At 65.2% G+C, this 15971-nt stretch carries 15 protein-coding genes; 7 read left to right on the top strand and 8 right to left on the bottom strand.

Annotation, left to right across the window (positions count from 1 at the left end; translation table 11 throughout):
• The first annotated feature begins 204 nt into the window (after window positions 1-204).
• Genes ACGFZ3_RS04345 through ACGFZ3_RS04335 form a run of 3 tightly spaced genes read left to right on the top strand, consistent with a single transcriptional unit; the run spans window position 205 to window position 4510 of the window.
• Window positions 205-867 (top strand): TetR/AcrR family transcriptional regulator, encoded by a 663-nt coding sequence (locus ACGFZ3_RS04345; protein ID WP_392916855.1) that lies wholly within the window; start codon window positions 205-207, stop codon window positions 865-867.
• 42 nt (window positions 868-909) lie between these two features.
• On the top strand, window positions 910-3282 hold the full coding sequence (locus ACGFZ3_RS04340; RefSeq protein WP_392916852.1) for a 3-hydroxyacyl-CoA dehydrogenase/enoyl-CoA hydratase family protein: 2373 nt from the start codon (window positions 910-912) through the stop codon (window positions 3280-3282).
• Window positions 3283-3301: 19 nt separating this feature from the next.
• Window positions 3302-4510, top strand: a complete 1209-nt coding sequence (locus tag ACGFZ3_RS04335; RefSeq protein WP_392916849.1) for an acetyl-CoA C-acyltransferase — start codon at window positions 3302-3304, stop codon at window positions 4508-4510.
• Window positions 4511-4648: 138 nt separating this feature from the next.
• Here the strand turns inward: ACGFZ3_RS04335 and galU are convergent, their stop codons facing one another.
• From galU to cmk, 8 genes are all read right to left on the bottom strand, one after another.
• Window positions 4649-5533, bottom strand: a complete 885-nt coding sequence (galU, locus tag ACGFZ3_RS04330) for a UTP--glucose-1-phosphate uridylyltransferase GalU (RefSeq protein WP_392916846.1) — start codon at window positions 5531-5533, stop codon at window positions 4649-4651.
• Window positions 5530-7437, bottom strand: coding sequence for a polysaccharide biosynthesis protein (locus tag ACGFZ3_RS04325; protein WP_392916844.1), 1908 nt, complete (start codon window positions 7435-7437; stop codon window positions 5530-5532). Before ACGFZ3_RS04325 ends, galU begins: the two co-directional genes overlap by 4 nt.
• A gap of 16 nt (window positions 7438-7453) precedes the next feature.
• Entirely contained in the window at window positions 7454-8428 is a 975-nt protein-coding gene (locus tag ACGFZ3_RS04320; protein ID WP_392916842.1) for a glycosyltransferase family 4 protein, read from the bottom strand.
• A gap of 3 nt (window positions 8429-8431) precedes the next feature.
• Window positions 8432-9610 (bottom strand): lipopolysaccharide assembly protein LapB, encoded by a 1179-nt coding sequence (lapB, locus tag ACGFZ3_RS04315; RefSeq protein WP_392916840.1) that lies wholly within the window; start codon window positions 9608-9610, stop codon window positions 8432-8434.
• Between the two features lie 6 nt (window positions 9611-9616).
• A complete protein-coding gene (locus ACGFZ3_RS04310) occupies window positions 9617-9901 on the bottom strand; it encodes a LapA family protein (protein ID WP_320458539.1) in 285 nt (94 codons plus the stop codon).
• A gap of 36 nt (window positions 9902-9937) precedes the next feature.
• Window positions 9938-10243 (bottom strand): integration host factor subunit beta, encoded by a 306-nt coding sequence (locus ACGFZ3_RS04305; RefSeq protein WP_017355596.1) that lies wholly within the window; start codon window positions 10241-10243, stop codon window positions 9938-9940.
• 90 nt (window positions 10244-10333) lie between these two features.
• Entirely contained in the window at window positions 10334-12013 is a 1680-nt protein-coding gene (gene rpsA, locus ACGFZ3_RS04300; protein WP_392916837.1) for a 30S ribosomal protein S1, read from the bottom strand.
• Between the two features lie 194 nt (window positions 12014-12207).
• Window positions 12208-12888, bottom strand: a complete 681-nt coding sequence (gene cmk, locus ACGFZ3_RS04295; RefSeq protein ID WP_392916834.1) for a (d)CMP kinase — start codon at window positions 12886-12888, stop codon at window positions 12208-12210.
• 193 nt (window positions 12889-13081) lie between these two features.
• Here cmk and ykgO point away from each other — a divergent pair, with 193 nt between their 5' ends.
• From ykgO to ACGFZ3_RS04275, 4 genes are all read left to right on the top strand, one after another.
• Window positions 13082-13207: a type B 50S ribosomal protein L36 gene (gene ykgO / locus ACGFZ3_RS04290; RefSeq protein WP_017355593.1), complete on the top strand. Its 126-nt coding sequence runs from the start codon at window positions 13082-13084 to the stop codon at window positions 13205-13207.
• A gap of 224 nt (window positions 13208-13431) precedes the next feature.
• Window positions 13432-13764 carry a hypothetical protein gene (locus ACGFZ3_RS04285; protein ID WP_392916830.1) on the top strand — a complete coding sequence of 111 codons (333 nt, stop codon included), beginning with the start codon at window positions 13432-13434 and terminating at the stop codon, window positions 13762-13764.
• A 44-nt stretch (window positions 13765-13808) separates the two neighbouring features.
• Entirely contained in the window at window positions 13809-14849 is a 1041-nt protein-coding gene (locus tag ACGFZ3_RS04280) for an agmatine/peptidylarginine deiminase (RefSeq protein WP_392916827.1), read from the top strand.
• 233 nt (window positions 14850-15082) lie between these two features.
• The gene (locus ACGFZ3_RS04275) at window positions 15083-15970 is read left to right on the top strand and encodes a carbon-nitrogen hydrolase (RefSeq protein WP_392916824.1); all 888 of its coding nucleotides are present in this window, start codon (window positions 15083-15085) and stop codon (window positions 15968-15970) included.
• The last annotated feature ends 1 nt before the right edge of the window (window position 15971 follow it).

The following is a 15971-nucleotide window of genomic DNA, read 5'->3' as shown; positions in this document are numbered from 1 at the left end:
GCTTAGCCTATATACGTGGCGTGATTCTACAACCTCTGGGTACGTCTTGCCACGCCCTGCGTCGCAGCCCGTGGATGTTGACGACTGCCCGCCGTTCAGGTTGGCGGGCATGAACGCGGACCAACATCTTGTGCGTCGCAGCATGCCAGCAGCGACACCGGGGTCTAATATCAAACAATCGTTTGATTGAACCCTGCCCCGCCCATGGCCAAGCCCGCCCATTTCTCCACCAAGGACCGCATTCTCGGCGCTGCCGAGGAGCTGTTCGCCCTGCACGGGTTCGCCGGGACATCGCTGCGCCAGGTGACCAGCCAGGCCGATGTGAACATTGCCGCGGTGAATTACCACTTCGGCTCCAAGGAGAACCTGGTCAACGAGGTGTTCCGCCGGCGCATGGACGAAATGACCGCCGCCCGCCTCGCGCAGCTGGACACTGCCCGTCGCGACCACCCCGGCCAACTGCGCCCGGTGCTGGCCGCCTTCGTCGAACCGGCGCTGGCGATGGCCCAGGACCGTCAGACCGGGGGCGCGTTCGTGCGCGTCATCGCCCGTGCCTATGCGGAAAAGAACGACAACCTGCGCAAGTTTCTCTCCGACCACTACGGCCACGTCCTGCGCGAGTTCGGCAAGGCGATCGCCGCCACCGTGCCGGGCCTGAGCAAGGAAGAGCTGTATTGGCGGCTGGACTTCCTGGCCGGCGCGCTGACCTACGCCATGGCTGATTTCGGGCTGATCAAGCGACCCGCGGGTGTCACCGAAGCCGCGCATCGTGCCCATGCAGCCCACGAACTGATCCATTTCGCCGAAGCCGGTTTCCGCGCCAGCGCGGCCACCACGCCTGCGGCGACACCCCTTACCACCCCGTAGAGCCGGGTTTGCCCGGCTGCCAACACACAAAGGCTTATCGACATGTCCAATTCCCTGCTAGTCCGCCGCGCCGCTGTTCTGGGTGCCGGCGTCATGGGTGCCCAGATCGCGGCCCACCTGACCAATGCCGGCGTCGACACCGTGCTGTTCGACCTTCCCGCCAAGGAAGGTCCTGCCGACGGCATCGTGCTCAAGGCCATCGCCAACCTGGGCAAGCTCAGCCCTGCCCCGCTCGCCAGCAGGTCGTACGCCGAAGCGATCACCCCGGCCAACTATGAATCCGGCCTGGAGCAGCTGCGCGACTGCGACCTGATCATCGAAGCCATCGCCGAACGGATGGACTGGAAGCAGGACCTGTACAAGAAGATCGCCCCGTTCGTGGCCGATCACGCCGTATTGGCCTCCAACACCTCGGGGCTGGGCATCAACAAGCTCGCCGACGTGCTGCCCGAGCAGCTGCGCCATCGCTTCTGCGGCGTGCACTTCTTCAATCCGCCGCGCTACATGCACCTGGCCGAGCTGATCCCCGCGACCACCACCGACGCCGCGGTACTGGAAGGCCTGGAAAGCTTCCTGGTCACCACCCTGGGCAAGGGCGTGGTGTATGCGAAGGACACCCCGAACTTCATCGGCAACCGCATCGGCGTGTTCTCGATCCTGTCCACCATCTTCCATACCCAGCAGTTCGGCCTGGGCTTCGATGAGGTCGATGGCCTGACCGGCCCGCTGGTAGGGCGCCCGAAGTCGGCCACCTACCGCACCTCCGACGTGGTCGGCCTGGACACCATGGCCCACGTCATCAAGACCATGGGCGACACCCTGCCCAACGACCCGTGGCACCAGTACTTCGCCTCGCCGAAGTGGCTGGACGCGCTGATCGCCAAGGGTGCACTGGGCCAGAAGACCGGCGCCGGCATCTTCCGCAAGGTCGGCAAGGACATCGTGGTGCTGGATCTGGAGAAGCAGGACTACCGTCCGGCCGATCGCACCGCCGCGCCGGAAGTGGTCGAGATCCTGAAGATCAAAAACCCGGCCGAGAAGTTCGCCAAGCTGCGCGAAAGCCAGCACCCGCAGGCGCAGTTCCTGTGGGCGACCTTCCGCGACCTGTTCCACTACAGCGCCTACCACCTGGCCGACATCGCCGAAACCGCGCGCGACGTCGACCTGGCCATCCGCTGGGGCTACGGCTGGTCGCTGGGCCCGTTCGAAACCTGGCAGGCCGCCGGCTGGAAGCAGGTCGCGCAGTGGATCGCCGATGACATCGTGGCGGGCAAGAGCATGAGCAACGCCCCGCTGCCGGATTGGGTGTTCGATGGCCGCGACGGCGTGCACGCCGCCGAAGGCAGCTACAGCCCGACCCGCAACGCCAAGCTGCCGCGTTCGGCGCTGCCGGTATACCAGCGCCAGCGCTTCCCGGATCCGCTGCTGGGCGAAACCTTCAGCCCGGGCGAAACCGTGTTCGAGAACGACGGCGTGCGCATGTGGCACGACGGCGACGGCATCGCCGTGGTCAGCTTCAAGACCAAGATGAACACCGTCTCCGACCACGTGCTCAACGGCCTGCAGGAAGCGATCAAGCGCGCCGAGCAGGGCTTCAAGGGCCTGGTGATCTGGCAGCAGAAGGAACCCTTCTCCGCCGGTGCTGACCTGGCCGGCGCGCTCGGCCTGCTGCAGGCCGGCAAGGTCGACCAGTTCGAAGAAATGGTGCACAACTTCCAGCGCACCAGCCAGGCGATCAAGTACGCGCTGGTGCCGGTGGTGACCGCCGTGCGCGGGCTGGCCCTGGGCGGCGGTTGCGAATTCCAGATGCACAGTGCCAAGAGCGTGGCCGCACTGGAAAGCTATATCGGCCTGGTGGAAGCCGGCGTCGGCCTGCTGCCCGCCGGTGGTGGCCTGAAGGAACTGGCGGTGCGCGCCTCGCAGGCCGCCGGCCCGGGCGGTGATGTGTTCGCCGAACTGAAGAAGACCTTCGAAACCGTGGCCATGGCCAAGGTTTCCAATTCGGCAGTCAACGCCAAGGAACTGGGCCTGATGCGCGCCACCGACAAGGTGGTGTTCAACAGCTTCGAAGCGCTGCACATCGCCAAGGCCGAAGTGCAGGCGCTGGCCGAAGGCGGCTACCGTCCGCCGATGCCGGCCCGCCGCATCCAGGTAGCCGGTGACGTGGGGATTGCGACCTTCAAGATGATGCTGGTGAACATGCTCGAGGGCCGCTTCATCAGCCCGTACGACTACGAAATCGCCGTGCGCATCGCCACCGTGCTGTGTGGCGGCGAAGTGGACCGCGGCACGCTGGTGGACGAAGAGTGGCTGCTGACCCTGGAGCGCAAGCACTTCGTCGAGCTGGCCCAGCAGGAAAAGACCCAGGCCCGCATCGCGCACATGCTCAAGACCGGCAAGCCGCTGCGCAACTGACCTAAAAGAGACCATCACAATGACCAAGCAGATCCAGGACGCCTACATCGTCGCCGCCACCCGTACTCCGGTTGGCAAGGCGCCCAAGGGCGTGTTCCGCAATACCCGTCCCGACGACATGCTGGCCCACGTGCTCAGGTCCGTGGTCGCGCAGGCACCGGGCATCGACGTCAACCGCATCGACGACGCCATCATCGGCTGCGCCATGCCCGAAGCCGAGCAGGGCATGAACGTGGCGCGCATCGGCGTGCTGTTGGCTGGCCTGCCGGACACCATCGCCGCCCAGACCGTGAACCGCTTCTGCTCGTCCGGCCTGCAGGCCGTCGCGATGGCAGCGGACCAGATCCGCCTGGGCAACGCCGACCTGATGCTGGCCGGCGGCACCGAATCGATGTCGATGGTGCCGATGATGGGCAACAAGATCGCAATGGCACCCAGCGTGTTCGATAACGACCACGTCGCCATTGCCTACGGCATGGGCATCACCGCCGAGAAGGTTGCCGAGGAATGGAAGGTCTCCCGTGAGGAGCAGGATGCGTTCGCCCTGGCCTCGCACCAGAAGGCCATCGCTGCGATCCAGAACGGCGACTTCAAGGATGAAATCAGCCCGTACGATGTACGCACCCGCCAGCCGGACCTGGCCGACGGCCGCCGCATCATCACCCGCGACCGCATTGTCGACACCGACGAAGGCCCGCGCCCGGACTCCTCTGCCGAAGGCCTGGCCAAGCTGCGTCCGGTGTTCCGCAATGGCCAGTTCGGCGGCACGGTGACCGCCGGCAACTCCTCGCAGATGAGCGACGGCGCAGGCGCGGTGCTGCTGGCGTCGGAACAGGCAGTCAAGGACTACGGCCTCAAGCCGCTGGCCCGCTTCGTCAGCTTCTCGGTCGCCGGCGTGCGCCCGGAAGTGATGGGCATCGGCCCGATCGCGGCCATTCCGAAGGCGCTCAAGCAGGCCGGACTGAGCCAGGACCAGCTGGACTGGATCGAGCTCAATGAAGCCTTCGCCGCGCAGTCGCTGGCGGTGATCCGCGATTGCGGCCTGGACCCGTCCAAGGTCAACCCGCTGGGCGGCGCCATCGCTCTGGGCCATCCGCTGGGCGCCACCGGTGCCATTCGTACCGCGACCCTGCTGCACGGCCTGCGCCGTCGCCAGCAGAAGTACGGCATGGTCACCATGTGCATCGGCACCGGCATGGGCGCAGCGGGCATTTTCGAATCGCTGTGATGCTTTACCGGGGACCGACCAGGGGTCGGTCTCCCACGCGGCAGGTACTGACCGTGGGTCGGTACGCGTCTGCAGAAACAAAATGGGCGGCCCTTCGGCCGCCCATTTTCATGCACGCATCAACGGTGCGTACCTGCCTCAATCCTCGGCCAGCATCTGCGCCAGCTTCTCGCGCGCGGGCTTGCCCAGCTTGTGGCTTTCCAGCGCGAAGCGGATGGTCGCCTCCACCAGCCCCAGATGGGTACCGCAGTCGAAACGGGTGCCTTCGAACCGGTACGCGTCGACCTCATCGGTTGCGAGCAGTTCGGCAATGGCGTCGGTCAGCTGGATCTCACCGCCCGCGCCCTTGCCGGTGGCTTCGAGCAGTTCGAAGATCTTCGGGCTGAGCACGTAGCGTCCCACCACCGCCAGATCGCTCGGCGCGTCCTCGGGCTTGGGCTTTTCCACGATCTGCGCAATGCGACCCTTGCGGCCGTCGAAGGCCTCGGTGGCCACGATGCCATAGCTGGCCGTGTTCTCGTGCGGCACGTCTTCCACCGCGATCACGCTTGCGCCGGTAGCCTGGTTGAGATCGGCCATCTGCTTCAGGGCACCGTCGCCGCGATTCCAGATCAGGTCGTCCGGCAGCAGCACCGCGAAGGGCTCGTCGCCAACCACGGACCTGGCACACAGTACCGCATGGCCCAGGCCCAGCGCTTCGGTCTGGGTAACGAACACCGCGCGCACGCCTTCCGGCAGCACGTTGCGCACCAGCTCCAGCAGCTCGGTCTTGCCGGCACGTTCGAGCTTCTGCTCCAGCTCGTAAGCCTTGTCGAAGTAGTCGGCGACCGCATGCTTGTAGCGGTTGGTAACGAAGATCAGGGTATCGCACCCTGCTTCGATCGCCTCATCGACGGCGTATTGGATCAACGGCCGGTCGATGATCGGCAGCATTTCCTTGGGAACCGTCTTGGTTGCGGGAAGGAACCGGGTACCCAGCCCCGCTACCGGGAACACCGCCTTGCGAATACGTTTGTTCGTCACAGCCTGTTGGCCTCTCGTGCCGGAAAGGGAAGCACCTTAGCCGACTCGACGTGAGAATCCTGTTGCAACGGCGCAAATTCCGGCATGGTCGCAAACAGGATGCTGTTGATGGCATCGGTATCGTAGTTGGCGATCGCCTCACGAAGGCGCGGCAGGTTGCCCAGTACCTGATCGCGGGAGAACGTGCGCACACCCGCCTCAAGGATCTTCGGATGCGCGGTCGGGCGGTAGTCCTCGTCCGAATAGAACAGGGTCTCGTGCAGCTTTTCGCCGGGGCGCAGGCCGGTGTAGATGATGGCAATGTCCTTGTACGGCTGCTTGCCGGCCAGGCGGATCATCTGCTCGGCGAGCACCCGGATCGGCACCGGCTCGCCCATGTCGAGCGTGTAGATCGCCCCGTGCGAGGCCGAGGCCGCCGCCTGCAGGATGAGCTGGCAGGCTTCGGGGATCGTCATGAAATAGCGGGTCACTTCCGGGTCGGTGACCGTCACCGGCCCACCCTTGAGGATCTGCTCGCGGAACACCGGAACCACGCTGCCGGCCGAAGCCAGCACGTTGCCGAAGCGCACGGTGACAAAGCGGGTGTGGCTGGTCTTCTGATCCAGGCTCTGGCAGATCATTTCGGCGTAGCGCTTGCTGGCACCCAGCGCATTGACCGGATCGACCGCCTTGTCGGTGGAGATGAACACGAAATGTTCGATCCGCGCTTCGACGCAGGCCCGCGCCACCGTTTCGGTGGACAGGATGTTGTTGCGCACCGCTTCGCGCAGCTGCCGTTCCAGGACGGGCACCTGCTTGTAGGCCGCCGCATGGAACACCGCGTCCACCTGCGACAGGGACAGTGCATGGCGGATCACAGCCGGGTCGCCACAGTCACCCAGCACCGCTTCCACTACCAGGTCGGGGAAGCTGCGCTTGAGTTCGGCCTCGATGGTCAGAAGCAGCAGCTCGCTCATCTCCAGCAGCACGACCCGCCCTGCCCCGTGGCGCGCGCACTGGCGGCACAGTTCCGAGCCGATCGAGCCGCCAGCGCCGGTCACCAGCACGGTACGCCCACCCAACCAGCCGCGGATCAGCGACCAGTCCGGCAGGATCGGCTTGCGGCCCAGCAGGTCCTCGATCGCCACTTCCTTCAGCTCACCGGGCAGAGAGTGGCCAAGCAGCACATCGTTGAGCTTGGGCACCATGCGGAACGGCACCCCGGTACTTTCGCAGATGGCCACCACCCGCTGCATGCCGGCGGCGTCCAGCGACGGAATGGCAATCACCAGCAGCTTGGCGGCGGTTTCGCGCACCACCGAGGCGGCATCGTCCAATGTGCCCAGGATGGGCAGGCCCTGCAGCTTCGCCCCTTGCAGGTGGGGCGCATCGTCAAGCAGGCCCACCGGCTCGAAATCTCCCGAACGGCGCAGGTCGCGGACCAACGCTTCGGCAGCCTGGCCGGCGCCCAGGATGAGTACCCGGCGCGCGGTCGCATCGGACTGCAGCGCCTGGTAGTCCTTCCATGCCCGGTACAACAGGCGCGGCGCGCCCAGCAGGGCCGACAGCGCGAAGGGGTAGATCACCAGCACCGACATCGGCACGCCATTGAAGCGCTTGTAGGCCAGCACCACCACGATGGCCAGCAACCCGATGAAGCTGGATTTGAAGATGTGCAGCAGGTCGGCCACGCTGGCGAACCGCCACAGGCCGCGATACAGGCCGACGCGCCAGAAGACGATGGCCTGGATCACCAGCACCAGGGAGGTATCGATGTTCCACAGAGGCAGCGACGGGGCATCGGCCAGCATTGAATAGCGGCCGGCGTGCAGCAGCTGCCAGCACGCCCACACCATGAAAAGGTCGTGGACCACGATGGCGGCACGGGGGAGCAGACTCGTGAAACGGTCCTGCCAAGGCGTCATAAACCAAACAATCCTTCTAGTGGCGCATTCCATTGCGCAGGAGCAGCCAAAGACCGGTCGCGAGGAACATCCACGCTACGGCCACGGCAGCCTCCCACCTCGGCTGCAAATATGTGCAAGCATTAAACACTGTAATACTGAACAAACCAAAAACAAAGTACATCCCGGTAACCGAAGTGTGCGTTGCACCACTCTTGACCGCACGCTGGTACAGATGCTGGGTGTGGGGCTCCATCCATCTTTGCCCCGACAGCATGCGCGAAAGCAGTGTGAAGCCAGCGTCCACGAGGAACGCCGTCAGGGGCACCAGCAGCAGCAGCCACGACACATCGGTGACCACGCTGGCCAGGCACACCAGGGCTGCAACGGCATAGCCTAGCGCGCCGCTGCCCACGTCGCCCATGAAGATTCTTGCACGTGGAAAATTGAACGGCAGGAAGCCGAGGCAGGCCAGCGCCAGGACAATTCCGGCCAAGGCCAGCGAACCCGGCAGGACAAGCGCGAATGCGGCACCGGCCAGAATGGCCTGGCTGGTCGCGATCCCGTTGATTCCATCCATGAAGTTCCAGATGTTGATCAGCGATGTCGTGAACAGCAGCGCAAGCAGCGCCTGCCAGGGGTTGCCCGTCGCATTCCACACCAGAGCCGCGAGCAGGGCGGCGGCCAGCAGGTGGACCAGCAACCGGCGAACCGCCGGCAGTGGGCGGTGGTCGTCCCACCAGCCGATACCCGCCACCAATACCAGTCCCAGCCCCGACACCAGCAGCGGTGTCCGGGCGGTCGGCCAGGCCACCGCAGCCACGGCCGCAGCCAGCAGCAGGGTCAACACGATCGCGATGCCGCCCCCGCGCGGGGTCGCCACGATGTGGCTGCGGCGTTCACCCGGCTGGTCGAACAGCTTCCTGCGCAGCGCATACCGGCGCGCGCACCAGGTGAGCAGCGCCGCCACTGCCAGCACTGCCGGCAGCCCGATCCACCACGCCGTCGGCATGGCTCAGAGCACCGCGTAATTCAGCAGCGGCTTGACCGTTCCCCACTCCTTGCAGCTGGGGCACTGCCAGTGGTGGGTCCGGGCACCGAAACCGCATCGCGTGCAGCGATAGGCCGGGTTGCGGACCAGCAGCTGGTCGGTGATGTGCTTGAGGTCGTGCAGGGTGGCGGTGGAATCGGCGCCTTCAGCCAGGGTCAGGTCGATCAATGCCGACTCTCCGCGTACCGATGGGCGGTCCTTCAGCTGCCGACCCAGGTAGGCGCGCGCCGGGGCCACGCCCTCCTGCTCTTCCATCAGCTGGGTCAGGGCCAGCACCGGGGCGATGCCGCGATAGTGCTCGGTCATTTCAGACAGGAACGCGCGCGCGCCGCCCAGGTCGCCCACCTTGCGGTAGTTCTGCATCAACTGCTGCAGCACCTCGGGCAGGTATTCGGGATCGTTGCGGGCGGCACGCTCGAACGCGCGCACGGCCGCTTCGGCATTGCCGGCATCGGTTTCCAGGCGTCCTTCGATGATGCCGGCACGCACCGACATCGCATCGGCCTGGTACGCGCGGGCGATGGCCGCACGGGCTTCATCGATCCTGCCGGCCCCACGGAAGCGCTCGGCCAGTTCGCATTCGAACTGCCCCACCAGCTTGCCCATCGGCTCGCCGGTGACCTCCTCGTAACGGGTGGCATTGTCGATCGCCTTTTCCCAGTCACGTTCGGCCTGGTAGATGCCGATCAGGTGCTTGAGCGCCTGCGGGGCGCGCTGGTCGATCTGGGCCAGCTCGGTGAACACGGTTTCAGCACGGTCCAGCAGGCCGGACTTCATGTAGTCCTCGCCCAGCGCCAGCAGGGCCTGCACGCGCTGCGCGTCGCTCAGGTCGGTGCGGTTGACCAGCCCCTGATGCAGGCGGATGGCGCGGTCAACCTCGCCGCGGCGCCGGAACAGATGGCCCAACGCGACCTGGGTCTCGAAGGTTTCCTTGTCCAGCTCAGCGATGTGCAGGAACAGTTCGATGGCTTTGTCCGGCTGCTCGTTGAGCAGGTAGTTCAGGCCACGGAAGTAGGTGCTGGACAGGTGGCTGACCTGGTTGTCGCCATGGCGCTGGCCACCGCGACGGCCGATCACCCAGCCGGACACCGCTGCCAACGGCAGGAACAGGAAGAACCAGAACCACTCGGATACAAATTCCATCGGCGCTCAACGTCCGTCGAAAGGTGAAGAAGAAGATGCCACGGGCGCGGCGGCCGGAGCCGCTTTCTGCGCCTTGCGCAGTCGGGAATACAGTGGAATCACCAGGCCTACCAGAACCAGGCCGGCGCCGATGATCGCACCGGTCAACAGGGCCACGGTAATGGCCAGGCCGGTACTGGAATGGATGGCAGTGAACCCCAGGTTGAGGGTCATGTCCTGCGAATTGAGGGCACCGATGACAAGCCCGGCCACCAGAACGGCGAGCAGGATCAACAGACGTGCGACTTTCATGCGGTAACTCCTGTTCCCTTGGGGGTTAAGAGTACCTCAGGCCGGATCGCTTTCCAGCGGTACCACGGCGCTCACGCGCTCACGGAGTTCCTTGCCCGGTTTGAAGTGCGGGACATGCTTGCCCGGCAACGCGACCGATTCCCCGGTCTTGGGGTTGCGCCCCAGCCGTGGCGGCCGGTAGTGCAACGAAAAACTGCCGAACCCGCGAATCTCGATGCGATCCCCGCCGGCCAGCGCCCCGCCCATCATTTCCAGCAACGACTTCACCGCCAGATCGACATCGTCCGACTTCAGATGCGCCTGTCGGCGCGCCAGGATTTCGATCAACTCGGATTTGGTCATTGCGGACTCGCGTCGAGGGTCTCAAACCCTGAAACGGCCCGGACATGTGTCCGGGCCGTCCAGGAAACTACCTGCTACGGGTAAGGCCGATTACTCGGACTTGTTGCCGTTCAGCTGGGCGCGCAGCAGCGCGCCGAGCTGGGTGGTGCCACCCGAAGCGGACTGGTATTCCTCCAGCACTTCGCGCATTTCCGCATCGTCCTTGGCCTTGATCGACAGCTGCAGGGTACGACCCTTGCGATCCATGCCCACGAACTTCGCTTCCACCTTGTCGCCGACCTTCAGGAACTGGGTCGCGTCGTCGACGCGCTCGTTGGCAACGTCACGAGCCGAGACGTAACCTTCGATGCCGTCAGCCAGTTCGATGGTAGCGCCCTTGGCGTCCACTTCCTTGACCACGCCTTCGACCTTCGAACCCTTCGGGTTGGCAGCCATGTACTGGCCGAACGGGTCCTGCTCCAGCTGCTTGACGCCCAGGCTGATGCGCTCGCGCTCCGGATCGACGGCCAGGACGACGGCGTCCAGGTTGTCGCCCTTCTTGAAGTTGCGGACCACGTCTTCGCCGGTGGTGTTCCAGCTGATGTCGGACAGGTGCACCAGGCCGTCGATACCGCCGTCCAGGCCGATGAAGATGCCGAAGTCGGTGATCGACTTGATCTGGCCCGACACCTTGTCGCCCTTCTTGTGGATGGCGGCGAAGGTTTCCCACGGATTGGCGGCAACCTGCTTCATGCCCAGCGAGATGCGGCGACGCTCCTCGTCGACGTCCAGGACCATGACTTCAACTTCGTCACCGACCTGCACAACCTTCGACGGGTTGACGTTCTTGTTGGTCCAATCCATCTCGGACACGTGCACCAGGCCTTCGACGCCCGGCTCGATCTCGACGAACGCGCCGTAATCGGTGACGTTGGAGACCTTGCCGAACACGCGGCTGTTGGCCGGGTAACGACGGGCGATGTTGTCCCACGGATCCTCGCCCAGCTGCTTCAGGCCGAGCGAAACGCGGTTGCGCTCGCGGTCGAACTTCAGCACGCGCACGTCCAGCTCGTCGCCGACGTTCACGACTTCGGACGGATGGCGCACGCGCTTCCAGGCCATGTCGGTGATGTGCAGCAGGCCGTCAATGCCGCCCAGGTCCACGAATGCGCCGTAATCGGTCAGGTTCTTGACGACACCCTTCAGGATCGCGCCTTCCTGCAGCTTGTCCATCAGCTGCTCGCGCTCTTCCGAGTGCTCGCTTTCGACGACAGCGCGGCGCGAGACCACGACGTTGTTACGCTTGCGGTCCAGCTTGATGAGCTTGAATTCCAGCTCCTTGCCTTCCAGGTAGGCCGGGTCGCGCACCGGGCGCACATCCACCAGCGAACCGGGCAGGAACGCGCGGACATCCTTGATGTCCACGGTGAAACCACCCTTGACCTTGCCGCTGATGCGGCCGGTGATGGTTTCGTTCTTTTCCAGGGCTTCTTCCAGCTCGTCCCACACCATGGCGCGCTTGGCTTTCTCGCGCGACAGGACGGTTTCACCGAAGCCGTTCTCGATCGAGTCGAGGGCGACCTTGACGACATCGCCTTCGGCGACGTCGATTTCGCCGGCGTCGTTACGGAACTGTTCGATCGGCACGATGCCTTCGGACTTCAGGCCGGCGTTGATCACCACGACGTCGCCGCGGACTTCAACGACAACACCGCTGACGATGGCGCCCGGCTTCAGCTTGGCCAGATTGGCCTGGCTGGCTTCAAACAGTTCGGCAAATGATTCGGTCATTAGATTTACTCTGTTGGACACATGGGCATTGGTCCCCGCGAGGGTTCCGTTTACTGCCCGCCTGTTGGTCGACCCCGGAAACGCAGGTCGTGTGTGAAGTAGGAAAACCGCCACGCATCATTGCGGGACGGAGCTTTTACTGCATTGCGCTGGTGCGACTACCGCCGATGGATTGACGGCCTCCTTGCAACGGATCAGGCACCCGAAACCGGAAGCAGATCCAGTACCTTTGCAACGACTTCGTCGATGCCGATACCACTGGTGTCGATGACGACGGCATCGTCTGCCGGCTTCAGGGGCGCCACTGTGCGCTGTGCATCACGGGCGTCGCGGGCCATGATCTCGCGCAGGAGGTCATCAAAGTTAACAGAAACCCCCTTGTCTTTCAACTGGTTATGCCGACGCCCGGCGCGCTCCTCGGCACTGGCCGTCAGGAAGACCTTGAATGGGGCATCGGGGAAGATCACGGTGCCCATGTCGCGGCCGTCGGCGACCAGGCCCGGCGGAACCCTGAATGCGCGTTGACGCTCCTTCAGGGCCGCGCGGACCTCGGGAATGGCGGCAATGGCCGAGGCCAGGGCGCCGGTCGTCTCCAGGCGCAGCTCGTCGGTGGCATCCGTCTCATTGACGATGACACGGAGCCCGCCATCGGCCGCCTCGACAAAGCGCACGTGCGTATCGAAGGTGCAGCGGACCAGCGCGGAGGCGTCCGAGGTGTCGATATCGGCCCAGCTGGCGGCCACGCCCACCGCGCGGTACAGCGCGCCCGAATCCAGGTAATGCCAGCCCAGCCGGCGTGCGACAATGCGGCTGACGGTCCCCTTGCCGGCCCCGGACGGGCCGTCGATGGTGAGCACGGGAGAAGGCGGGTTCATGGGTTTCCCTGTGGATTTGACCCCCCATTCTAGCCCCTGCTCCGCCCCGTCCAGGACCTTTTTCGTGCAACCACTTGAAAGGATGGAAAAAAGCCCGGTAGAATGGCGGGCTTGAACGAGCGTCACCTGCCGATTGTCGTCTGCATATCGCGGCCGCGCTCCAACCGAATCCACGTTTACGCCGAGGTATGCAATGAAAGTCCTGTCTTCCCTGAAGTCGGCCAAGTCCCGTCACCGTGACTGCAAGGTCGTCCGTCGTCGCGGCAAGATCTTCGTGATCTGCAAGTCCAACCCGCGTTTCAAGGCTCGCCAGCGCTGAGCCTGGGTACGTCACGGCCGCCGGTCGCGACCTGCCTGAATAAAAAGCCGCCTCCGGGCGGTTTTTTATTGCCGATTTTGTTGTAATCACAGGATCTGCCACGACCACCGCTCATGGCTGTCTTGCCGGATCCGCCGCTGGATCACGACCGCTGGTCGTGACGCCGTTGTTGGTCACGACCGCTGGTCGTGACTCCTTTCTTGATGACTGGGGAGTAGATCGAGATGAAGCGTTACCTGACCACCCTGCCGTTGCTTGCCCTGCTGACCTGCGCCAGCGCCAGCGCCCACGCCGACACCCTGCTGATCGACCGCACCAAGGAACAGGTCGCGCCGGTAGTGCCGGTCCGTGGCCAGACCGCCAGCCAGGTGCTCAGCACGTTCGGCGAACCGAGCGAGAAGCTGGAGCCGCGCGGCGGCCAGAAGCGCCAGTGGCCGACCATCAACCGCTGGGTCTACCCGATGTTCACCGTCTACTTCGAGAAGCAGAAGGTGATCGATGTGGTGGCCAACAAGGCGGACGCCAACGAAGTCGGCCCGAAGCCGCCCATCCGCTGATCCACCAGAACGCCCGCCGCCCGGCGGGCCACCGCACCGAGACCATGAACGATACGCTCCGCTTTCCGGCCGAATGGGAATCCCAGTCCGCCATCCTGATCGCCTGGCCCCACGCCGACACCGACTGGGCCGACCGCCTGGGTGACGTCGAGGACACCTACATCGCGCTGGTCGCGGCCATCACCCGCTTCCAGACGGTGGTGATCATCGTGGCCGACGACGACCTGGAGGCCTACGCCGACGCGCGCCTGCGCTCCAACCGGATCGACACCGACCGCGTGCGTTTCGTCACCGCGCCGTACGACGACACCTGGCTGCGCGATTCGGGCCCGATCACGCTGCGCCGCGCCGACGGTGGCTTCCGCCTGCTGGACTTCCGCTTCACCGGCTGGGGCGGCAAGTTCGAGGCCAGCCTGGACGACCAGCTGGTGGGCGTGCTGCACGCCGCCAACCTGTTCGCGGCCAACGCGGAGCTGAAGAGCATTCCGTTCGCACTGGAAGGCGGCGCCATCGAGACCGATGGCGCCGGCACCCTGCTCACCACCTGGAAGTGCCTGCACGAACGCCATCCGGACCGGGATCGGGCGTCGCTCAGCGCGGACATGGCAGACTGGCTGGCGCAGGACCGGGTGCTGTGGCTGGACCACGGCTACCTGGAAGGCGACGACACCGACGCGCACATCGACACGCTGGCGCGCTTTGCCTCGGTGGACAGCATCGTCTACCAGGCCTGCGATGACGCCAGCGATTCGCACCATGCCGAGCTGCAGGCGATGGGCAACGAACTGGCCGCGCTGCGCACCGCCGACGGCAAGCCGTATCGCCTGTTCCCGCTGCCGTGGGCACGCCCGGTGATCGACGAGGGCCGCCGCCTGGCCGCGTCATACGCCAATTACCTGATCCTCAACGGCGCAGTCCTGATGCCGGCCTACGGCGACGTGGCCGACGACGCCGCACGCGACGTGCTGGCCCAGGCCTACCCGGACCACGAGATCGTGCAGGTCCCCTGCCGCTCGCTGATCTGGCAGAACGGCAGCCTGCATTGCATCACCATGCAGTTGCCTGCCGGGTTGTTGGCTGCTTAAAGCACGTCGGCATTGGATGGCCTGCTTGGCGCCGGGCTGTTGCCCGGCGCTTTTGGTTTTGGGCGAACAGCCGGTGGGCCTCGCATGGCCAGAGCTGGGCCGGCGGGCAGCCCAGCCCGTACAGATGAACAGCTGCTCTTCGCGACCAGGCAAGCACCCCATTTATCGCCCAGCACGCCGCACACACCCATCCGCGATAAACTGCGCTTTTCCCCCTGCAGGACCCGTCCCGGATGAGCTCACGCCACACCCTTTCCGTCGCCCTGATCCAGGAGCGCAACCACGGTGACGCGGCCGCCAACCTGGCCGTGATCGAAACGCGCGTGGCTGAAGCGGCTGCCCAGGGTGCCAAGCTGGTCCTGCTGCAGGAACTGCACAACGGCGCGTACTTCTGCCAGCACGAATCGGTGGATGAGTTCGACCTGGCCGAACCGATCCCCGGGCCGAGCACCGAGCGCCTTGGCGCGCTGGCGAAGAAGCACGGCGTGGTGATTGTCGCCTCGCTGTTCGAGCGCCGCGCCGCCGGCCTGTACCACAACACCGCCGTGGTGTTCGAGAAGGACGGCACCCTGCTGGGCAAGTATCGCAAGATGCACATCCCGGACGATCCCGGCTTCTACGAGAAGTTCTACTTCACCCCCGGCGATATCGGCTTCAAGCCGATCGATACCTCCGTGGGCCGCCTCGGCGTGCTGGTCTGCTGGGATCAGTGGTATCCCGAAGCCGCGCGCCTGATGGCGCTGGCCGGTGCCGAACTGCTGCTCTACCCCACCGCCATTGGCTGGGATCCGGACGACCAGAAGGACGAACAGGGCCGCCAGCGCGATGCCTGGGTGCTCAGCCACCGCGGCCATGCCGTGGCCAACGGCGTGCCGGTGCTGAGCTGCAACCGCGTCGGCCATGAGCCGTCGCCGATCGGCGCCTCGGGCATCCAGTTCTGGGGCAACAGCCACGTGCTGGGCCCGCAGGGTGAGTTCATCGCCGAAGCCGGCGGCGAACCGACCGTGCTCGTCTGCGATATCGACCTGCAGCGCAGCGAACACGTGCGCCGCATCTGGCCGTTCCTGCGTGACCGCCGTATCGACGCCTACGGCGACCTGCTCAAGCGCTACATCGATTGAC

The organism is Stenotrophomonas sp. NPDC047960 (assembly GCF_043204395.1).
In the GTDB taxonomy this organism is placed as follows: Bacteria; Pseudomonadota; Gammaproteobacteria; order Xanthomonadales; family Xanthomonadaceae; genus Stenotrophomonas.
Note: the sequence above shows the minus strand (reverse complement) of the source record. Positions and strands in the feature narration are given on the sequence as shown.